The sequence below is a fragment of the Pedococcus bigeumensis genome, assembly GCF_006438965.1.
GTDB lineage: Bacteria > Actinomycetota > Actinomycetes > Actinomycetales > Dermatophilaceae > Pedococcus > Pedococcus bigeumensis_A.
This window is the reverse complement of sequence record NZ_RCZM01000003.1, coordinates 258580-278776: the sequence shown is the minus strand read 5'-3', so window position 1 is coordinate 278776 and position 20197 is coordinate 258580. Positions and strand designations below refer to the sequence as shown.

Here is a 20197-nt window from a genome sequence, read left to right as displayed (position 1 = left end):
GCCGGATCAAGGGTTCTGGTGTCGCTGGCGCGGGTTGTCGGTGCGGACTGGTCTACTCGAATCACACAGGTGAAACTCGCCGGTGGCCGTTGAAGTGATGTGACAGGGAGTTGCTCGGGTGTCTCTTGCGGAGTTGAGCACGAGCGCGTTCGGCTCTGGTGGCGACGGGCCGCCGCCGAGCGACGAGCGCGTTCCCCCGCAGGACCTGCACGCCGAACAGTCCGTGCTCGGCGGCATGCTGCTGTCCAAGGACGCGATCGCCGACTGCGTCGAGGGACTGCGCGGCACCGACTTCTACCGGCCGGCCCACGAACTCATCTACGACGCGATCCTCGACCTCTACGCCCGCGGCGAGCCGGCCGACGCGATCACCGTGTCGGACGAGCTGTCCAAGCGCGGCGACCTGCAGCGGATCGGCGGGCAGGCCTACCTGCACACCCTCATCCAGGCGGTTCCGACTGCGGCCAATGCCGGCTACTACGCCGAGATCGTCAGCGAGCGGGCGGTGCTGCGTCGTCTGGTCGAGGCGGGCACGCGCATCGTGCAGCTCGGCTACCAGCAGGGCAACGGCGACATCGAGGACATCGTCAACGCCGCCCAGGCCGAGGTCTACGCCGTCGCCGACAAACGCGGCGGTGAGGACTACTTCGCGCTCGGCGACATCCTCGAGGAGACGCTCAACGAGATCGAGGTCGCCTCCGGTCGCGACGCAAGCGAGATGATCGGGGTGCCCACCGGCTTCATCGAGCTCGACGAGCTGACCCACGGGCTGCACCCCGGCCAGATGATCGTCCTCGCCGCTCGTCCGGCCGTCGGCAAGTCGACGATGGGTCTGGACATCGCCCGGTCGGCCGCCATCAAGCACAAGATGGCCACCGCCGTCTTCTCGCTCGAGATGAGCCGGTCCGAGATCACCATGCGTGTGCTCTCGGCCGAGGCCCAGATCCAGCTGCAGGACCTGCGCAAGGGCACCATCGGTGACGCTGGCTGGAAGAAGCTCGCCCGCATCATGGGCCAGATCTCCGATTCGCCCCTGTTCATTGACGATTCGCCCAACATGTCGCTGATGGAGATCCGGGCGAAGTGCCGCCGGCTCAAGCAGCAGCACAACCTCAAGCTGGTCGTCATCGACTACCTCCAGCTGATGAGCTCGGGCAAGAAGGTCGAGTCACGCCAGCAGGAGGTCTCGGAGTTCTCCCGTGCGCTCAAGCTGCTCGCCAAGGAGCTCGAGGTCCCGGTCATCGCGATCAGCCAGCTGAACCGTGGCCCCGAGCAGCGCACCGACAAGCGCCCGCAGATGTCCGACCTGCGTGAGTCGGGATCGATCGAGCAGGACGCCGACATGGTCATCCTGCTGCACCGCGACAAGGCCGACCCGGGTCGCGAGGGGGAGGCCGACGTGATCGTGGCCAAGCACCGCAACGGTCCGACCAAGGACATCGTGCTGGCCTTCCAGGGCCACTACTCCCGCTTCGCCAACATGGCCCGCGACGGCTTCTGAGCCGCTCGGTGGGTGAAGCAATGTGAAACGACACCAAAGTGTCAGTGGAAACGACACGAGGTGTCAGTAGGGACGACACGAAAATGTCAGTACCAGCGACACGATTTGTCAGTGGGCCTGTGGATAAGCGACACGAGGTGTCAGTACTGACAGGTCATGTCGCTTATCCACAGGAGTGCCAACGGGCTGTGACTGCAAATCGCGTACCCGGGGACATCAACTTACAAAGGTGTCATTCGCACAGGTAGAATGGCTAAAGAGCACAGAACCCCGGCATCCAGTCGAGGGACTGAGTATCGGGGTTCGGTGTCTACTTGGCCGTAGGCCGCCTAACTTACACCCGTGACACCGCCGTGTTCCAAGTGGGACACGGCAGTGTGACGGAGTCGTTGCTCAGTCATCTAGTGCTCCTGTTGACCCTCTTTGAGGGCAGAGATGGAGCCTTACCATGGCCAAAGGAAACAAGCCGGGCACTCCGGCACCGGTGTCTGGGCAGTACAAGCAGCCGGGTAGCAAGACTGAGATCACGGCAGTGAAGGGCAAGCCTTTGCCGCCGACGTCCCGGCCGGGCACTTCGTGGAATCTCGCCGACAAGACGAAGCACAAGTCCTGAGATGGGCAAGGGCTTCGAGATCGAGTTCGACAAGAACTTCGGTCGCAACTTGGAGCGCGAGGTCATGCGCATGGCGCAGGGCCACATCGACGGATTGGCCAAAGAGGGCACGCGCGCGGCTGACCGCGTCCTTGCCTCTCACGGTGGTCAGCCGGTCGAGGTCGTGAAGTCCGTTCTTCAGCGCGAGTTGAAGCGGGCTGGTCTCGACATCACTGGGTCTGAGTTGACGCGCTTCGCTCAGCAGATCAGCGACGGTGGGCGTGTTGTGATCGAGTCGGATCACATCTAGCCGTTGCGCAGTGGGGCCTCGCGTCGCCTAGTGCGGCGCGGGGCCCTGTTGGCGTCGTGGCTGGTTGACGCCTATGGGGGATCTTCGACGAAAGCGTCCCTGGCGGCCTGGCTGAGAGCGGGCGTGCGTGGTTTGAGGTCGAGCATGCCGAGTTTCGCTGCTGCGCCGAGGAGCAGTCGACGGCGGAAGCCCGTGGTGCCGGGGAGGATGGCTTGGCCGGTCATGGCCTGGTACACGGCGCGGTAGGCGTCTTCGGGGATGGTGGTGCCAGTGGATTCGGCGAGGGCCTGGGTGACGGCGGCCCGGGTCTCGGTCTGGTCGTGTGTGGGCACGATGGACACTTCGCCGTGGGTTCGAACCATGCGAAGACCCGCTGGCGCGAGACGCGTTTCGGCGTCGTCGCAAGCGGCTTTGAGGCGTTGTAGGTCCCAGCGCAAGCCTTTGGCTAGGTCGCGGCTGACGGTGGGGGTGCTGCCGCGGTCGTAAAGGGCTCCGATGACGGTGGCTGCGTCGTGTCCTGGCTGGGGGCTGGCCCCGCGAGTTTCCGGCTCGGGTACGGGTTCGGGTTGGGCGAACAGGGACCGTAGCGGCAGGCCGAGTGCGTCGCCGAGGCGAGCGAGGGTGTCGATGCGGATGTCGATGGGTTCGGCTTTGCCGTCAGCGATGTGTTGGAGCGTCTTGGCGGGCATGAGGACGCGGAACGAGATCTCATTGAGGCTCATGCCGCTGGTCTGGATGGCGTTGCGGATCTTGGTGTCGTCGAACTGGCACGTGGTCATGTGAGACTCCCGAGGTCTAGGCCGAGGTTGTAGAGGGTGCGGGTGCGGTGGGTGTCGTTCTCGGTGCGGATAGTGCGGCCGTCGATGGGCAGGCCGAGGTCGCGGCGGGCGTCGATGATGAACTCCAGGTGTCGTCGCGGGTTGCCGGGCGGCAGGGTCAGGAACGGCCCATCCGGGGACTGGTTCTCGGCGTGGCGGCGCAATGCTTCGGCAATCAGGAGCGGCCGGGCTGCTTCGGGGATGGGTGCGCCACGGAGGGCTCCGTCGGTTAGGGCGTTCTCGACCTCCTTAAGGGTGAGGGTGGGGATGTCGGCGGCGGGGACGTTGAGCAGGAAGAGGGCTGCCGTGGCCGACCGTTCGGGACGGATGTACGCCCGAAGCGCCTTCCAGTCGCGGTCTGTTGCTCGGGGGTGACGTACAGAGCAGAGGGTGCCCAGGAGTTGGTCTGCTCGTGCACGTAGGAGCCAGCCGCGGCGGAACAGGGCCGCTTGGAAGGCTTTGACAGTGACGAGGATGGAGGCGGTGCTGTGAGCGTTCCAGGTGATGCGGGCAATATCGTCCAAGACCGTTTCGAGGTTGGGTTCGATCTGCGTGGCTGCCTTGAACGCCGTTGTGTAGTCCTTGTCGATGGTGGCGAACATGGCGGGGGTGGTGATGGTTTGGGCGGTGTGCCGGAAGACGAGGAAGTCGACGTGGGGCAGGTCGTCGAGGGTGTACCCGTCCGTGGGGGCTTCGGTAGGCGCTTGTTGCTGGCGCACGGGGTTGCTGGTGAGAAAGTCGTCCCAGTCGAGGGTTGTGGCTGCTGCGCCGTCACGTTTCAGCAGCCGCAGGGTGCGGCGGCTGGTCCCTGATTCGCAGACGGCAATGATCTGGGCGTGTTGCCCGAACAGGGTGCGTAGGTGTCCGGCCATGGCGGCGGTGACGCGTTGTCCGTTGAGGACGGCAATGCGGTCCAGGCCGTGCGCTGCGACCCAGATCGGCGCGTACTTGATGTGTTCCTCGTTGCGGACGGCGTTGCCGCCAGTGACGCGCAGGTCTTTGCCCATCGTTTCGAGGATGGTCAGGGCGATGATGCCGATCCGGCGGACGTCCGGCGGCAGGTTGACGGCGAGACTGCCGTTGTCGATGTGGAAGCGTCCCGCGACGCTGAGGTGCGGAATTGTGCCGACGGGCGGCTCGGTGACGAGGATGGTCATGCTGCGATTCCTTCGATGCCGAGCAGGTCACGCAGTGTGTGGACGTCTGCGGCCGTGATCGGTTCGGGCTTCTTGGCTCCTACGACGGTGGTGGGCAGGTAGGCGATGTGCTTGCCGATCTGGGACCAGGTGCGGACCGAGCGGCGGGCTACGCGTTCGTTGATGCCGACGAGGATCTTCTCGCTGGTGGCCGCCAACCGGGGGTGGAGCGCGCCAGCCAGCGCGACCACGTCTTCGTCGTCCGTGATCAGGTCGAAGTCGACCCACCGGGCGACGCGGGTGCGAACTTCGTCGGCGCGGGCGAGTTCGACCCGGACGCCGCAGCCGATTAGAAGGAGCGGGAACGGCTCGCCGAGGACGGCGCACGCGTCCCACAGGTGGCGAAGTTGCTGCGCGCCGGGCAGGCCCACGTGGTGGACTTCATCGGCGATGATCCCGATAGTTCCGTCGCGGAGCCGGTCGACGAGAGCGGCCCGCATCTCACGTTCCGTCCCGCGAGCCGCCCGTCCGGTCACGGCTTCGAAGACGGTGGCGGTGATGTCGCGCGGGTTGCCGCGCAGTGGCAGGGTGCAGTACCGCCAGGTCCGGTTGGACTGGGAGGCGGCGAGCGAGGACGCGGTGGTCTTGCCGGTTCCCGCGGGCCCGTCGAAGCAGGAGATGTCGCTTTCGGCGTCCATGATCCTGAACGCGAGCATGGCCCGCTGCAGGGTGGAGGTCTGGCCGACGTTCTCTGGCGTGACGGGCAGGTTCCCTGCCTTGACGGTGGCACTGGCGGGGGCTGTCTTGCTGTTGCGCATCGGAGGCGCCCTTCTCTGGGTGTGGTGGGTGTGTTGGCTGGGTGAAGCGGGAGGTAGCAGGTGCTGGTGGATGAGCGTTAGAAGCCGAGGTCGTCGGTGCCGGTCTTGGCGAGAACCACCTCGCTCACTGCCGCAGTGGTGGTGTCCCGGCGCTTCTTTGCCTGCGCCTTCTTCGCTGCGGCCTTGGCGGTCTCTGGCCGCTTCTTCACCGGCTTGTGGTCGTGCCGTGGGCCGAAGTCGACCGTCTCGTCGTCGTGCTCGACCTCGGCGATCTCAGCGGCGCGTGCAGCCATGGCTTGCACTGACCGCGCCTCCGACTTGGCCCGGTCCTCCATAGACGTGCGCGCTCCCTGGACGGCCTTCTTGCGGTGACCCAGGGTCTTGGCTGCATCGTCCGCGGTCAGGAGTTCGGTCCAAAGCGCCCGACCGACGTGCTGACCCTGCTCCGTCTCGATCTCGACGAACTCGGGCCGTGTCGGTAGGTAGCGGATGATCACGTACTTGTTCGCGAGGATCTCCCGCCACGTCTGTGCGAACGGAGTGGCGATCGTGGCCGCGCCGTGCGGCAGGTCGTAGTGACGGTTGTCCCAGCGGACCTGACCGCGGGTGACCTTGACCCGCTTTGACTGGGTCATCGCCGCGCGGATGGCTGCCGGGTCGACCTTCTCCACGTCGGTGGGGTCGGTGACCCACGCCTCGTACGGGGTGCATCCGGCTGGGAGGGCAGAGTGACCGCGCTCGAAGTTGTAAGCGGCGATCTCTTCCAGGACGAGGTGCTGCAACGTCTCGATCGGCATGAGCATTCGCGGGTCGATGAGGGGCTTGGCGGCCTTGCGTGGGTCGCGCGCCGTCATGTCGGACCGGTCATACCCCGGCAGTCGCGGGCACACCTCGCGCTTGATCGTGCCGTGCCAACGCTCAATCCGGCCGTTCTGGTGCGGTGTGTACGCCTCGGTGAACCGGCGTTGAATCCCCAGGGCTACCAGTTGGGTCGTCATCGCTTCGGTGACAAGGTCGCCGCCGCGGTCGGACATGATCGCGTCCGGCTTGCCGCCCACGAAGATGCCGTCCTCGGTGGTGAACCCCTCCGCTGCGAGGGCCACGTTCTCCACGACGTCTTCGAGGGTGATGTCGTTCGGGCTGATCGTGACCGATAGGACCATGCGGGTCCCGGCGTCCAGCACGGTCGTCATCCACGGCTTGCACCAGGACCCGTCAGCCGTGAGGACGAAGACGGGCAGGATCGTGTGGTCGATGGCCCACTCCTGGTTGCGACCCGTGATGTCGCGACGCTGCACGGGCAGGGTCGCGGCCATGGCCTGGTAGCCACCGCGCATGTTGGCCAACTGGTGCTGGTCGTACCTGGCAGCGACGGTCCGCTGCATGGTGCGAACGCTGACCGGTGGCGCGCACTTGTCCTTCACCATCTCGGCGCGAACCAGCGCGACGCATCCACGGTTCCTGTGCATCAAGTCGGCGACCGTCTCATCCGGTAGCCAGCGCTGGCGCTCCTTGCGGACATAGCCGCGCTTGACCATGCGCCAGACGGTGCGCTCGGACTTGCCGAGCGCGGCCGCGGCCGTGCGAACATCAGCGGCCGAGACCTCCCCGTTCGAGTCCCGAAGTTCCAACAGTCGGGTCAGCACTGCCGCCTCGACGGGCGACCCCTTCACCACAGTGGCGGCCATCAGCGCCTCCCTCCAATCGAGGTGGCAGCGAACGGGTCGTCCCGAGTCGGCTTGATCGGCGTGACCCGGAGATCCCCGGACATGTGGCGGGCGAAGTCCATCTGAGCCACGGTCAACAGCCGGGTCCCGGCGAAGGCGTCGCCGAACCGCTCCACCCCGGCCTCGGTGTACCGGCCGCACTGCTGCAGCCACGAGGCGGCGACCCGGCCCGCTGCCACGCGGGACGTCTTGATCTCGTCGAAGAAGACCCGACCGTCAGCATCGTTGACCCACGCCAGGTCGACCGGGCCCTCGCCGGTCTCGTACTCCACACCGAGCAGACGCCACGGGTCGCCGGGAGTCAGGTCGGCCAGGTAGCGCCGCGCCATCCCTACGGTCTCGGCCGCGATCACCCGGCTGCCGTTCGGGTGGGTCTGAACCAGCCCGAACGCGAACTGGACCATGGAAGGCACCAAGTCATCGACGGACTCACCCAGCGCGAGCCGCGGTGCGTGCGTGGCGATCAACGTGTGCGTCAGGACGCCCCGGTCACTGTTGGCGTTGCCAGTGAGCGGGACCTTGCGGGTCGAGGACTTCACAATTACCCCCAGGTAGGGGGAGCGCCCGCCTCGACCCGTCGAGACTCCCGTGGACTTGCTGGCCGGGGTGGTCCCCGGCGCCTCGGAACGCTCGACCCTGAGTGCTTCGATCCGTGACGCCGGGACGACCTGCCCAACCGTCCGGGAACCGATGAGAGCCGACTGATCATCGGTTACATCGGTTGCACGGTCCGGGTAGGGCTCCCGTCCTGTGGTCGACATGAATACAGGCACCGTCCGACAGCGGTCATCGGTGTCATCGGTTGCTCGTTTTGGACGGAACGGCAGGACGACTGCCAGGCCCGTCTCGGCCTTCTCGGTGCGGCTGGTGCGGCCGCTGCGCTCGGTGTTGATCACGAACATGGAATCGGTCGACCGGACAGGGCGCCCGGATCACCGATGAGACCGATGACCCGAAACCCGGGCAGATTGACAGAAGGTATGCCAGACTCGCGAATCGGTCGTTTGGGACGGGATCGGACGGCCCTCGGCACCCAGGGGACACAGGCGCACAACCGATGCAACCGATGAGACAAGGCGGGTCCAGGGCGGCAAAACCGCGCCGCGTAGCCGCGGACGGAATGGTGATCGCCTACCCCGGAGTCATCCCGAAGGCGGGTGGGCTCCCGGGAAAGGCAGCCCTGGGGCAGGACGGCAGCAGGCGTTGCTGCAAGTGCTACGTCCTGATTCCAGCGAGCCGTGGCAAGAGCCCGTACTGCGGCCCGTGCAAGACCGACGCCGACAAGGCCGCGGCCAGGGCTCGCGATGCGAAACAGGTCGATGCGCAGGGAGCCAAGAGCGCCATCCTCAGCGCGGAACACTGGATCGGGCCGGGCTTCATCTACGGCAAGGACGGTTCCCTCATCCTTGACGCGCGCACAGTCCGGGCCCTGCGCGACGAGTTCGGAGGGGCGCTCTCCGCGCTGGCCGAACACTCATCCCTGGCGACCAGGGCCTACGACGCCCGCAACGGCCAGCACTACCACCAGGTCCTGGGCGAGGTCCTCGAACAGGTGGAGAACCTCAACCTCACCTTGCGACACGCACTGTGGCCCAAGGCTTCGGGTCTACGCCCTCCCACCGATGGAGCCAAGTCATGAACTCTGACGGTCACCAGACGCAGGCAGAAGAGTCGAACGCCGTCGCGAAGGGCGTGAACCGGGTCGAGCGAGGCCGGACCCTCACGGAGCAGCAACGACCGCGTGTACTACTGATCGGTGCCGCGTTCAAGGAACTCGCGGGTCGACTGGGGGAGATCCTCCCCACCGTCGGGCATGTCGGACACGTGGCGGATGCCAACCTCAAGGAGTGGGACTGCATCCTCACCGTCGAGTACCCCGCCACCATCGCGCAGGCACCCAAGAAAGGGGACGGGCGGCAGACACCAGACATCACGGAGTGGAAGTGGCGCCAAGAGTTCAACTCTCACCTGTCAATCGTGCTCGTGCAGACAGCATGGGACGGCGGCAAGGTCGTCGAGTGCTGGCCGCCGAGCGCAACCAGAAAGGCCATGCCGGACTACGCCCTGATGACAAGTACGCGCGTCGTGGGTCGACACCTGACCGAGGTCAAGGGACTGAGCGACACGCTTGAGGACCTCGTGAAGCAGCACCTTGTTCCCGCCGCGAAGCGACGCGAGGACCACTTCGGCCTGGAACCGCGCAGCGGTCCGGGCTTCAAGGCGGGCGACGTTCCCGTCCGTCCGTTCCTGCTCGGCCCCGACGACCTGATCCTGGCGGGGAGTTACGAACGCAGCGACAAGGCCAGTGTGTGGGTATTGCCCAGCGACCTGCCGGACCTTCTGCCGTGGATCGTGGCCGCCCTTCGTGAGTGGCACGACGTAGACCCCGAACGTTTTCCGGCCCTGCCGGACTGGCACGACGCGGACCAGTGGCGCTCGGCCGAGGAGGTCCGGCTGCGAGCCGATCTCGACCAGTTCGAGCAGACGTTGAAGGCCGATGTCGCCCGGCTCCTGGCGCAGCGTCAGGAACACCGTGATGCCCTTGACGAGGCGAAGGCGCGCGCGAACGCGTTCGAACGTGCCCTGCTCACCGAGCAGGGCACGCCCCTCGAAGAGGCTGTCGCGAAGGCGCTGACGGTCATCGGGTTCGAGGTCAGGGAGATGGACCGTGAAGCCGAGCCGGGGAAGTTCAAGGAGGACTACCGGATCACCGACCCGGACGCTCCCGGCTGGATCGCCCTCGGCGAGGCCAAGGGCTTCACCAAGGGCGTCAGCGAGGTCGGCATGCAGAGCCTGAGCCGGTGGGCGGGCTTCTTCATCAAGGAAACCGGCGACTTCCCGACCGCCCGCTGGTACATCGCCAACCACATGGTGCGCCAAGACCCGTCCACCCGGCCCGAGCCGCTGCACGGACGCGACGATGTCATTGAGGTGTTCGCCGCCGACAACGGGCTGGTTCTCGACACCCGCGCCCTGTTCGCGCTGGTCCGCGACGCCCAGGAGAACCCGGAACACCGCGGTGCCATCCGCGCCTGGCTCCGAGGCCAGGCCGGTGTGATCACCGCCGCGAAGGTCGACGCGTGGCTCATCGGAGAAGCCTCTTCCCCACCGGTGTAGGTGGACTGCGGCCCTGCCCTCTGCCTCGCGGGCAGGTACCGGTGGCCCTTGTCGGTGCTGGCACATAACGTCCGAGCACGAGGCCGGGTCGACCGAGGGGCCTCCCGAAAAGGGGAGGTAGTCGTGCTTGATGTGGTGTGGCTGGTCTGGGACAAGCAGTTCCTGAAGGGCATGTTCGTGGTCCGCGACGCGGCCGAGCAACGCTCGATCGAGGTCCGTGCCGAGCGCGGGGTCGTTGAGCCGCACGACCCCCAGGGATTCTCCGTCCGAGTCGAACCGTTGTGGGTCAACGTCCCGCCCGAGCATGCGGCCGGGCACCGCAATCAGGTGCTCCGGGATGCCATCGACGTCATCCGGCGCGACTGGGGGCTGCTCAACCTCCCCGAACTGGGGACCGGGCATCACTTCCGGCTCGACAGGTACCTCGCCATCCCGGTCGACGGCAGGCTGACCTACCCCAGGTTCCAGTTCAACGACGCCCGAGAGTTGTGGCCCGGGTTCAGTGACGTCCTGACGGTGTTCCGCGACGCAGCCTGGGACGACGTATCCACGAGCCTCTGGTTCATCTCTCGTCAGGGTTCGACTGGCGGCGACATCCCGGCCCTGGTTATCCAGCACGACCCCGACGAAGTCCTGAGCGCGGCGCGCCTGGTCGTCGATGACTGGTAGACGAAGGGGTGGGTCCCCGGCAGCCAGCGAGCCTCTGAGGTATCGAATAGGCGCGCATCGGCCGAAAATGACAGGTGGGAGCGGCGGGAGCGGGCATACTCCGACGCAACGGGAGGAGGACAGCATGTACACGACTCGGCTGGCGGCGGCGCTCAGCGGCGCCACCGTGCGACAACTCGCCTACTGGCGACGCGACACCGGTACCGGTCCTCTCCTGACCCCGGAGTACGGGACCTCTCCGCGCGCTTTGTACTCCTACCGGGACGTCGTTGCCCTGCGGATATGCGTCCGCCTGCGCAAGGAGACATCCCTGCAACGCGTGCGTCGATCGGTCGCCCACCTGCATCAGGTAGCGCCGGACCTGCACCTGGCCTCCCATCAGTTGAAGTCGGCAGGACCAACCATCGTGTGGCTCACCGAGGACGGGGACTACATCGACACGGTCGAGCGTCCTGGGCACATGGGCATCCGCGTGGTGATGGAAGAGGTCTTGCGTGCCTTCACCACGGCGGACGGTCGGAAGGTGCCAGACCTGCGTACCCCTGCCAGAGGGCTCTCCATCGACGACGAGGTACGAGGCGGCTACCCAGTCGTGGCGGGCACGCGGATCCCCTACGACACGATCGCCAGCCTCGCCCAGGACGGACTGGGAGCGGCCGAGATCATCGACCTGTACCCGAGCGTCACCCGCGACGGCATTCGAGGGGCCCTCGATCTGGCTGAACTCGTCGGTCTCCCGGAGCCGCAGAGCGCATGAAGGTCCTGCTCGACGAGGACGTCCCACAACCGGTCATCCGCCTCGTCGCGCACCTCCTGAGGGGCCACGAGGTGAAGCACGTGTCCGAGTTGGCCTGGCTGGGGAAGAAGGACGTTCCCCTGATCGGGGACGCCGCCCGACGCGGCTTTCGTGTCTTCGTTACCCAGAACATAGGCCAGTTCAACGTCCCTGCGGAGTGTGACGCGATCAAGCGATCCGGCATGCACCACATCTCCTATGAGGTGCCCGCTGGGCTCAAAGGACTGGGTCTAGCGTCCGGAGCGCTTTGCGCTGCGATCCATCCGATCGTTGCCGAACTCGACAAAGTGCAGCCTCAGCGCATCGTGAAGATCGTCAGCCTCGACAGCAGTCGTCGGCGGTACGAGGTGAGCGACCCGGCCGTTGATCCCCCGAGCGCCTACTGGACGTGACGGCGCACAGACTGCGCCCTGGCAAGGCCCTCTGGCGCCCTACATGGATGGCGCAGTCGGTGTCCAGCGTGCATGCGTCAGGAGTTCGGCGGGGACATCGTTCGGCAGGCCGTCGTCCAACGGTGAGATGGCCGCCCACACGCGCCGAAGACTCCCGCGATCGGGGATGTCCGCGGTGTTGAGTCGCTGGGCAATGATGTCGACCGTGGACGTCAGGTGGATGGCGCCGCAGGGTGCCCCATGGGACTTCGCTTCCATCACCACGTTCATGGTCTTGCGGGCGAAGGCCCGGCCTGCCCGATCGTCGATGATGACCACGACCGTCTGGCCCGTCATCGCCTTCACATAGGCGTGCAGGACAACCATGGTCTCGCCGAGGTCGTCCCCTTCGTCGAGGCGAACATCGAGCGAGGTGGGCAGCAACACGAGCGCCGCGTCCATCAGCGCCGGATCTGCCGAGTCGTCCGGAAGGACGTGCAGCCAGTTCGGCTTCATCTTCGCCCATCGAACGGCGGCCGCTTTGAACTTGGGCACCCTGCGGGCCTTGCGCAACACCTCGGTCTCGACGGACGAAGGGGCATGGATGGGTTGCCCACCAACCGCGTTCGTCAGGAGCCGTTCGTGGTTCGAGGCCAGGAAGTTCAAGGCAGGCCCCGCGTCGATGATGAACGGAGGCGGGCTAGCCACCCGCGGGGTCTTCGCTGCCCAGACTTGCCCAGTCGAGGGTGTCCTCAACCGTCTCCACCGGCTCCGGCGGTGCTGGGGCGATGCCAGCCTCGTCCAGGTTGGCGCGGACAGCGTCGGTGGTGGTGTCCTGCAGGTTCGCCAAGGTTTCCACGGTGGCGTGGCCACCGATGAAGGCGTTGATCCCGGACGCGACGATCTGCCTGGGTGGGCGAACGACCTGCGAGTCGACAGACCACTGCTGGTATAGGGCGGTCCAGCCGTACCTGGTTGCCAGGGCCCGCGATGACACGCTCATGTACTTGTCGGCGACGGCACGGTTGATGAAGCCTGCTTCGCGCAACTGGATCGCGGCCATCTGCGGCGACACGGCGAACCGTTCGACCACCTTCGACAGCAGCGGCTCGGTGACATCCACCTGACCTGGTTCGCCGAGCAACTCGACCAGTCCTTCAATGGGGACCAGGAGGTGCCTGGCGAACTCGGTCGCCCGGTTCTCTTCCGGGCTCTTGTCCGACCACTTGAGTGGAGTGGGGTCGCCGAACACGTGATGGCCCAGTTCATGCGCCAGCGTCGACCGCAGGCGCACCGGGTGCGCGGTAGCCGCCGCACCAAGGACCGTCACGTGCCGGTTGGGGTCGCCCCCTCGCATGCCGTGATGGTCGTTGCCTGCCACCGGCAGAACCGCCACGTGCACGCCCGACACGTCTTCAAGGACCGTCACCAGGTCGGCGATGGGCGCCACCCCCAGGTGTTGCGTCGCCCGGAACTGGTTCGCGGCCTGACGTGCCTCGCTCTGAGGCCCGATCATGTGGTCGCTGAGTAGCCGAGTTCGTCGAAGTAGGCGTCCATCTCAAGGTAGTACGCCAGCCGCTCCTTCATCTCCTCGGCAGCGGCGTCATCGTTGGTTCGCGCCGCGAACACGAGCCGGTCCCTGACCGGGGAGTGGCCGGTCAGGTCGCCCAGGGTCGTCCCGAGCGCAGCCGCGATCCGGATGAGTTCGGGCACGGTCGCGGTCCGCTCTGCCGCCTCAAGTCGGTGCAGCACGGGCTGCGACAGGCCGCTCGCCACCGCCAGGGGGCGCTGCTTCAACCCGCGCCGCTCACGAGCAGCACGAATCCGCGGTCCATAGGTCAACGCGTCCACAGTCATCTGAATCAAATCTCCTCTTCTTGATTCTAGTATCGGTCAAGTTCGACGCAGAATCAACCCGAACCCCGGACTGCACCCCATCAGGCGCTAACGAGCGAGCCTGCCAGGTGATATCGACGCCCACGGTTCCATGCCCATGTGGCTACTAGCCGAGTTGCCCCTTCCGGGGCGCCCGTTCCGGGCTGAAAATGGGCTGTGGCCGTCTGGTGACGTCGTGCTTCTATGCTCCGTTGAGGGCGTCTACTAGCCGGGCGCGGAGGTCACGTTCCGGGCGCCTTCATTGTTGCCGCGACGTCGAGCACGAGGACTAGATTCTGAGTCTTTGCCGAGTGGTCTCCTCAGGCGGCCACGCCATCGAAGTCAGATCGCGTGGAGGTCGGAGATGAGTAACGGTGTTTGCCTCGTCGGTCGATGAGGACCAGATCATTGCCCGGGTCGCCGCCTTGGACATCGGCAAGGCGGAGCTGGTTTGTTGTGTGCGGGTGCCGGCATCGGGCGGTTCGAAGAGGCGGGTTCAGGAGGTGACGACGCATACGACGATGACCCGCTCGCTGTCGGAGCTGGCCAACCGGTTGCTTGACCTGGGCGTCGATCGGGTCGTGATGGAGGCGACCAGCGACTACTGGAAGCCGGTGTTCTATCTGCTGGAGGCCCACGGCCTGGACCCGTGGCTGGTCAACGCCCGTGACGTCAAGCATCTTCCGGGCCGCCCCAAGACTGATGTGCTTGACGCGGTGTGGTTGTGCAAGGTCGCCGAGCGTCAGATGCTGCGACCCAGCTTCGTCCCTCCCCGGCCGATCCGGGTGCTGCGAGACCTGACGCGCTACCGCATCGATCTGGTCGCGGCTCGCACCGCCGAGAAGAATCGGGTCGAGAAGCTGCTGGAGGGCGCCTGCGTCAAGCTGTCCGTGGTTGCCAGCGACATCTTCGGAGTCTCGGGTCGGGCGATGATGGCTGCGCTGATCGCCGGGGAGCGCGATCCCAAGGTGCTGGCCGACCTGGCCAAGGCGCGAATGCGAGCCAAGATCAAGATCCTGGAGGAAGCGTTCGCGGGGTTACCTGCGGGCGGCTTCGGTGAGCACCACCGGTTCCTGCTGCAGCGGATGCTTGGCCGCATCGATGCCATCGATGCGGACATCGGATTACTTGACGCACAGATCGAGGCCCACCTGGCCCCATTCGACCAGGCGGTGCAGCAGCTTGACGAGATGCCCGGGATCGGGCCTGTCGCGGCCGCGATCATCATCGCCGAGATCGGCGTGGACATGAGCCGCTTCCCGACCGCCGGCCACCTGTGTTCATGGGCCAAGTTCTCCCCCGGCATCACGTCCTCGGCCGGCAAGAGCAAGGGCAGCGGGTCCACCGGACACGGGAATCGCTACCTGGCCAGGGTGCTGGGCGAGGCTGCGGTGATGGCCGGACGCAGCGACACGTTCCTTGGCGACAGATACCGCAGGATCGCGCGACGTCGCGGTAAGAAAAAGGCGATCGTCGCGGTCGGTCGCTCCATGCTGGTCATCATCTGGCACCTGCTCTCCGAACCGCAGACCCACTTTCACGACCTCGGCGCTGATCACTACGCCCGCACCGTCAACACCGAGACCAGGAAACGCAACCACGTCCGACAGCTCGAGGCCCTCGGCTACCGAGTCACCCTCGAATCAGCGGCCTGACCCCGCAACAGCTGAGTCCTGGCTCCGACTCGAAAAGCCCTGTGCCTACTTACCCTTCATTTTCGGACTAGACCGTGCTCGGCAGAGACCGCTCGTGGGCCCTCATGTGCTGAGGGAGTCTCGAAACTCGGGCACCACACTCGGGGCACTGAGTCAGCCGCTGTTCCTCCAGCCAGGTGGTGATCGTGTCTGGCCACCACCAGGCGCTCTGCCCGTCCCGGCCATCTGGGGTCGGGAAGTGCCCGCTCATCAGCCGAAGCCGGTGATTTTCGCGGGACCATCCCAGGGTCAACGCCGCGGGCCGCCCACTCAACCGTGTGGCAACGCACGACGAGATCTGCCCATGACCACACCGAACCGGGGAGCCCTCGCGAGCGCGGTGAACGTGTCCCGGTCACCTGTCACGATGCAGTCATGACCACGACCAGTCGTAACCTGCGCGGGCTTCGCGAGACACTGGTCGACCGGTTCGGCTGGCTCGGCCACCGCCCGTACGGTACGGGTGCCCGTAGTCTCATCAGTTGAATGGTCGGGACTGGGGATGGAGGCCGATGAGGCAGCGGGATCCTTGGGCGGGGATCCGCCCACGCCCCCTGGGGCGATGGCTCGCACTGTGGACCGCCCTGGCTGTGATCGCAGGCATCTACGCTGCGGCCAACCCGGACTACGGGTCCCTGTACCTCTTGATGGGGCCAGGCGCCTATCTCCTGGCGCAGTTGATGTTCCGGTTGAGCCTGAACTTGGAGCAGGTGCCAACGCGTCGGCGGAACTGGCTGTTCTTGCCTTGAGTCGCGCGCGACCAACGGCCGCGCGCGCAGCGGACCGTGGCCCACCGAGACTTCACCGGCTCCTGTCCCGCTACAGCCGACTCGTGCCGGGTGTTGCGCGACGGTCACGATCCGTCCGAAGACCCACCACGTGTCCGGTGCGGATGCCGACAATGTCCGCATGATGCGACGACTCGGACTACCCCTGGGGCGGGTCGCGTCGGGGTGCTTGTGCCTCGCACTCCTGGGAGCCGTCACCGGGTGTTCGCCGATCCTCGACGGGAGGACCGGCATCACCCGTGACGTGGCCGGGAACCTGGTCGGCCTGGCCAAGGCATGTGAGGGGGAGTACGACGGCGCCGGGATCTACCAGGACGACGACCCGAACGCGCAGACGATGGTCCACGTCGCTGAATGGTCCCGGCAGAACCCGTCCGCGGCTCTCCTGACCTGGACGCTGGAGGACGAGGGTGCCGACGCCTGGACCACGAGCGAGCCATTGACAGCCAGCGCACTCACTTCCGGGCACACGTACGTGCTGGATGCCTTCGGCGACCTGCAGAAGTGGTCCGCCGACGAACTCCGGTTCACCGTGGAAGACCTCACCGCGATCACCGCGGACACGGTCCTGGTGACGAAGACCGACCCCAAGACTGGCGCATCCGGTCAGGCGATCATTCCGCGGGATCAGTTCCCCGCCTCAGTCTGCACGCCATGAGACCGGCTCCTGGAACGGACCATGGGAACCGGCAAATCGTGTCGTGTCGTCTGACCGTCATGCCGAGAATCCTCCTGTGACCATCGACCACCGCCCGCGTCGCACCCAGCCGGTTCCCGGTTGGGTCGATGGCGCCTGGGCGTGGCTCGGGCACGCCACGGAGGGCATCACCTGGCTGGTCGGCCTTTGCGCGGTCCTGTCCCTGATCGGCTTCGGGTACTTCCCGTTCGACCTGCACGACCGGAGCGAGGCACGCGCTCTACAAGCGCAGGGAGAGTGGGTCACCACAGGCGATGTCCAAGTTCACATTCACTGGGTCGGTGGCCGCGGTGGCGGCTACCACGAGGTTGACCGTGTTCGAGTCCGTCTCGACGGCAACCCCGCCCAGATTGAGTTGGAGAACGTTGACGCCGCGCAGGACAACCCCCTCTACGACGGCATTCACGAGGGCTGGCAACAGCCGACCCCGATCACCCGCTACCAAGCCCCGCTCGACGTCCGGGTCCGTCGCGACGGTGACAGCACGATCCTGACTGCGATGGCCAAGGTCGACTACGACTACTGGACCGAGGACAACACCGATCCCGAGTTCGGTCTCACCCTCGGCTTCGGAGGTCTCGGGGTCACGGGAGTGTTCCTCGCGCTGAACAGTCTCCGGCTCAAGCGGCGCACCCGTCGCGGTGGCGTTCTCACGCGCCGTCAAGCCCGGTACGAGAACACTCGCCGCGCCCGAGTCGCGGTCACCGGAAGGCGCGGACGTCCATGACGGGACAGCCCGAAGACAGGCAGCGTGCGGAGCCGTCGACCGCACGAGTGGACGAGAACGGCGACGACGCAGCCTCGTCGCAGACGCAGCCCGAAACCCGGGCCGGGCGTCACAGCGGCATGCCATCGGCCCGGCTCACTCCTGCCAGCCTGTACTGGCACCTGACGAAGGCTCCGCGCCGACGGATCTGGGACCCAGAGAACAACCCGATCCGCTCTGGCCTGTTGATCCTCATCGGAATACTCGCGGCGTTCGGGCAGGCTGCCCGCGACATCGCCAACCAAGCCGTCTGGTGGGCACCGTTCCGTGGCTTGGCCGCCCTCATCGGTGGCCTCGTCCTGATCTGGGGTGTCATCGCCTACCTTGGTCGGCCCGCCACGGCGTCGAAACCGTCCTTGATCGCGAAGTTCCGTTCAAGCCACCGAAGCAAGGACGCCTCGTGAACACCCCGATCGTTGGCGACCAGGATCCATCGAGGGCTGCTGGCCCCGCCTACCCGCCGATGCGGGCCATGTCCGTTCCGGAGCCCAGCCCTGTCCCTGTCGTGGACCACAGCCGGTGGAGTCGTCGGACCCACCGGTGGCTGTTCGCGCTGTCCGGCCTGTGCGTCGCACTCTCCTGCCTCGTCTTCTTTGGCGGGGACACGTACTACTGGGTGGAGCGGCTCCTGCCGCCCGCGTTCTGGTTCCTGGGCACCTCCACGCTGATCCAGGCGGCGTCGTGGTTCGATGAGCATCGAGGTCAACCTGCCTGGGGCTTCCGCGCCCTGCTGGCCGTCCTTGTCGTCATGCTCGGCTTCGGCGCCTACACGGTGCACTCGGCGAACCCTCCTGCCCTGTCGAGCGACCGCTCCCCGGACGGCCGGGTCACGGCAGTCGTCCGTGACGGCACTCCGATCATCGTCGATCCCGTGCGGATCGTGACCGTGCACCAGAACGCGGGGCTGCTCTCGCGCAAGTGGACCGTGGGCTGTGTCCAGGCGGACGGCCCCAACGCCTACGAGAGCGTCGCGTGGCTGGACGACACGACCCTTGAAGTGCGCACGAAGAACGGCCAGAGGGTTCGGGCCAGCCGCGACTCGGCCGGACGGCCCCTCAAGCGCCTGTCCCCACTCGACGACGCGTGCCCATGACCAGGCAGAACTTCCCACCGATGGAGAGCGCAAGGAACGTGTCCCGGCCACCTGTCACGATGACGCCATGACCACGACCAGTAGAAGCCCTCGCGCGCTGCGGGATGCCCTGGTCGACCGGTTCGCCTGGCTCGGCGACCGCACCGACGACACCGGAGCCGCCGACCTGACCGGCTGGTGGCGCGACCCCGCCCTCCTCGCCGACATCGGGCCCGCCCTCGCGGACCTGTACGCCGACAGCCAACCCACCGTCGTTCTCGGACCCGAATCTCGCGGGGTCCTCGTCGGCACACTCACCGCGACGGCCCTCGGCGTTGGCTTCGTGGAGGTCCGCAAAGACCGCGGCTCAGGCGCGGACAGCGACGCTTGGCGACGACGCGTGTCACCGCCGGACTACAAGGACCGGCACGTCGAGTTCGGCTTCCGACGCGACCTCGTCAAGGCCGGGGATCGGGTCCTGATGGTTGACGACTGGGTCGCGACCGGCGCGACAGCCCTGACCGTCAAAGGCCTGGTCGAAGACTCCGGCGCCACCTGGATCGGCGTCGCCACGCTGGTCGACGCCGTCCGTGAGAGCCGACTTCGACGCGACCTCCCCTTGCGGTCGCTGCTGCACGAACGCGACCTGGGCTGGTACCGATGAAGCCGGGCACCGGCCGGTCGGCATCGTTACGGCGCACACTGGGCACTGGCTGGGCTCACGTCACCGGGTTCGTCCGGGAGTTCTTCGACTTCAGCGGCGACAACGCGTTGCCCTTCACGCCGGGCGCGCATGACGTTCGCATAGAGCGGGGCGACTGGGTGTACTACGTGCGCGCCGTCCACAGGGGCAAGATGTTCGGGGCGGACTTCGCTCCCATCGACCTCTGCGGTCTGGTCCTCTACCTGCTGCTGGGGTGGGTGGTCGATGAATGGCTCGCGGGGCGCCCGTGGAAGGTCGGAGTTCTGCGCCGCCGGAACCGCAGTGTGTGGGGACGCATACCGCTCCTGTACAAGGAGTTGGTGCCTGCGGGCCGCGATCCACAGTCAGCCCTGGCTTACCTCGTGGAAAGGGTCAACGCGGGAGAGTTCGACGGCCGGAAACACCGCGACCGGGAACGCGCCCACGCTGAGGACGTCCGGTGACCCCCGAGGAGACCGCCCGTCAGTTCGTACCCCGCAGTGCGTACGGCATGGTGGCGTTGTGGGCCGGACTGGCAGCGGGCGTCGCCCTGTTCGCCGGGTTCTTCATCCCACTGCCCATCCCGGTGCTGGTCCTAGGGCTGCTCGTAGTTTTGACGTCTTCGGTGGTTCTCGCCCGCGACCAGGTGCGCGCCGGACCCGGAGAACCCAAGACCAGGCTTGGCCGCATCCGACGATTTCTCCGCTGGCTGTTCCTAATGTTGCCCTGACCAGCCCTTCGCTCGTCACGCCTACCTGCCGCGATCCG

At 66.5% G+C, this 20197-nt stretch carries 23 protein-coding genes; 15 read left to right on the top strand and 8 right to left on the bottom strand.

Going from position 1 to position 20197, the window contains the following annotated elements:
• Positions 1–133 precede the first annotated feature (133 nt).
• Together dnaB and EAH86_RS09745 are read left to right on the top strand one after the other, a co-directional pair.
• Positions 134–1501, top strand: coding sequence for a replicative DNA helicase (gene dnaB, locus EAH86_RS09750; protein ID WP_241668305.1), 1368 nt, complete (start codon positions 134–136; stop codon positions 1499–1501).
• A gap of 614 nt (positions 1502–2115) precedes the next feature.
• Positions 2116–2403 (top strand): hypothetical protein, encoded by a 288-nt coding sequence (locus tag EAH86_RS09745; RefSeq protein WP_140739790.1) that lies wholly within the window; start codon positions 2116–2118, stop codon positions 2401–2403.
• Positions 2404–2474: 71 nt separating this feature from the next.
• On the opposite strand, the gene EAH86_RS09740 is transcribed toward EAH86_RS09745, so the two are convergent.
• The 5 genes from EAH86_RS09740 to EAH86_RS09720 all read right to left on the bottom strand — a co-directional run bounded on the left by EAH86_RS09740 (position 2475) and on the right by EAH86_RS09720 (position 7441).
• Positions 2475–3182 carry a helix-turn-helix domain-containing protein gene (locus EAH86_RS09740; protein ID WP_140739787.1) on the bottom strand — a complete coding sequence of 236 codons (708 nt, stop codon included), beginning with the start codon at positions 3180–3182 and terminating at the stop codon, positions 2475–2477.
• A complete protein-coding gene (locus EAH86_RS09735) occupies positions 3179–4378 on the bottom strand; it encodes a hypothetical protein (protein WP_140739784.1) in 1200 nt (399 codons plus the stop codon). The genes EAH86_RS09740 and EAH86_RS09735 overlap by 4 nt, the downstream gene beginning before the upstream one ends.
• Positions 4375–5175 (bottom strand): ATP-binding protein, encoded by an 801-nt coding sequence (locus EAH86_RS09730; protein ID WP_140739781.1) that lies wholly within the window; start codon positions 5173–5175, stop codon positions 4375–4377. Before EAH86_RS09730 ends, EAH86_RS09735 begins: the two co-directional genes overlap by 4 nt.
• A 77-nt stretch (positions 5176–5252) precedes the next feature.
• A complete protein-coding gene (locus tag EAH86_RS09725) occupies positions 5253–6863 on the bottom strand; it encodes a DDE-type integrase/transposase/recombinase (protein ID WP_140739778.1) in 1611 nt (536 codons plus the stop codon).
• Entirely contained in the window at positions 6863–7441 is a 579-nt protein-coding gene (locus EAH86_RS09720) for a hypothetical protein (RefSeq protein WP_140739775.1), read from the bottom strand. The genes EAH86_RS09725 and EAH86_RS09720 overlap by 1 nt, the downstream gene beginning before the upstream one ends.
• Before the next feature lie 581 nt (positions 7442–8022).
• Here EAH86_RS09720 and EAH86_RS09715 point away from each other — a divergent pair.
• The 5 genes from EAH86_RS09715 (at position 8023) to EAH86_RS09695 (ending at position 11876) form a co-directional block, all read left to right on the top strand.
• Positions 8023–8541: a hypothetical protein gene (locus EAH86_RS09715; protein ID WP_140739771.1), complete on the top strand. Its 519-nt coding sequence runs from the start codon at positions 8023–8025 to the stop codon at positions 8539–8541.
• Positions 8538–10019: a hypothetical protein gene (locus EAH86_RS09710; RefSeq protein ID WP_140739768.1), complete on the top strand. Its 1482-nt coding sequence runs from the start codon at positions 8538–8540 to the stop codon at positions 10017–10019. Before EAH86_RS09715 ends, EAH86_RS09710 begins: the two co-directional genes overlap by 4 nt.
• A 123-nt stretch (positions 10020–10142) precedes the next feature.
• On the top strand, positions 10143–10688 hold the full coding sequence (locus tag EAH86_RS09705; RefSeq protein ID WP_140739765.1) for a hypothetical protein: 546 nt from the start codon (positions 10143–10145) through the stop codon (positions 10686–10688).
• A gap of 124 nt (positions 10689–10812) precedes the next feature.
• Complete coding sequence (locus EAH86_RS09700; protein ID WP_161988621.1) at positions 10813–11445, top strand: DUF433 domain-containing protein; 633 nt, start codon at positions 10813–10815, stop codon at positions 11443–11445.
• The gene (locus EAH86_RS09695) at positions 11442–11876 is read left to right on the top strand and encodes a DUF5615 family PIN-like protein (protein WP_140739759.1); all 435 of its coding nucleotides are present in this window, start codon (positions 11442–11444) and stop codon (positions 11874–11876) included. The genes EAH86_RS09700 and EAH86_RS09695 overlap by 4 nt, the downstream gene beginning before the upstream one ends.
• 39 nt (positions 11877–11915) lie before the next feature.
• Here the strand turns inward: EAH86_RS09695 and EAH86_RS09690 are convergent, their stop codons facing one another.
• The 3 genes from EAH86_RS09690 to EAH86_RS09680 all read right to left on the bottom strand — a co-directional run bounded on the left by EAH86_RS09690 (position 11916) and on the right by EAH86_RS09680 (position 13712).
• Positions 11916–12521: a hypothetical protein gene (locus EAH86_RS09690; RefSeq protein WP_140739757.1), complete on the bottom strand. Its 606-nt coding sequence runs from the start codon at positions 12519–12521 to the stop codon at positions 11916–11918.
• Positions 12522–12555: 34 nt separating this feature from the next.
• Complete coding sequence (locus tag EAH86_RS09685) at positions 12556–13305, bottom strand: ImmA/IrrE family metallo-endopeptidase (RefSeq protein WP_161988620.1); 750 nt, start codon at positions 13303–13305, stop codon at positions 12556–12558.
• A gap of 62 nt (positions 13306–13367) precedes the next feature.
• Positions 13368–13712: a helix-turn-helix domain-containing protein gene (locus EAH86_RS09680; protein WP_140739753.1), complete on the bottom strand. Its 345-nt coding sequence runs from the start codon at positions 13710–13712 to the stop codon at positions 13368–13370.
• A 392-nt stretch (positions 13713–14104) separates the two neighbouring features.
• Here EAH86_RS09680 and EAH86_RS09675 point away from each other — a divergent pair, with 392 nt between their 5' ends.
• The 8 genes from EAH86_RS09675 (at position 14105) to EAH86_RS09640 (ending at position 20159) form a co-directional block, all read left to right on the top strand.
• Positions 14105–15385, top strand: coding sequence for an IS110 family transposase (locus tag EAH86_RS09675; protein ID WP_140739750.1), 1281 nt, complete (start codon positions 14105–14107; stop codon positions 15383–15385).
• Positions 15386–16333: 948 nt separating this feature from the next.
• Entirely contained in the window at positions 16334–16870 is a 537-nt protein-coding gene (locus EAH86_RS09670; protein ID WP_140739747.1) for a hypothetical protein, read from the top strand.
• Positions 16871–16946: 76 nt separating this feature from the next.
• The gene (locus tag EAH86_RS09665) at positions 16947–17636 is read left to right on the top strand and encodes a hypothetical protein (RefSeq protein WP_140739744.1); all 690 of its coding nucleotides are present in this window, start codon (positions 16947–16949) and stop codon (positions 17634–17636) included.
• Positions 17633–18079: a hypothetical protein gene (locus EAH86_RS09660; protein ID WP_140739741.1), complete on the top strand. Its 447-nt coding sequence runs from the start codon at positions 17633–17635 to the stop codon at positions 18077–18079. Before EAH86_RS09665 ends, EAH86_RS09660 begins: the two co-directional genes overlap by 4 nt.
• Entirely contained in the window at positions 18076–18768 is a 693-nt protein-coding gene (locus tag EAH86_RS09655) for a hypothetical protein (RefSeq protein WP_140739738.1), read from the top strand. Before EAH86_RS09660 ends, EAH86_RS09655 begins: the two co-directional genes overlap by 4 nt.
• A 67-nt stretch (positions 18769–18835) precedes the next feature.
• A complete protein-coding gene (locus EAH86_RS09650; protein WP_140739735.1) occupies positions 18836–19411 on the top strand; it encodes a phosphoribosyltransferase family protein in 576 nt (191 codons plus the stop codon).
• Positions 19408–19893 carry a hypothetical protein gene (locus EAH86_RS09645; protein ID WP_140739732.1) on the top strand — a complete coding sequence of 162 codons (486 nt, stop codon included), beginning with the start codon at positions 19408–19410 and terminating at the stop codon, positions 19891–19893. The genes EAH86_RS09650 and EAH86_RS09645 overlap by 4 nt, the downstream gene beginning before the upstream one ends.
• On the top strand, positions 19890–20159 hold the full coding sequence (locus EAH86_RS09640) for a hypothetical protein (RefSeq protein WP_140739729.1): 270 nt from the start codon (positions 19890–19892) through the stop codon (positions 20157–20159). Before EAH86_RS09645 ends, EAH86_RS09640 begins: the two co-directional genes overlap by 4 nt.
• Positions 20160–20197 lie beyond the last annotated feature (38 nt).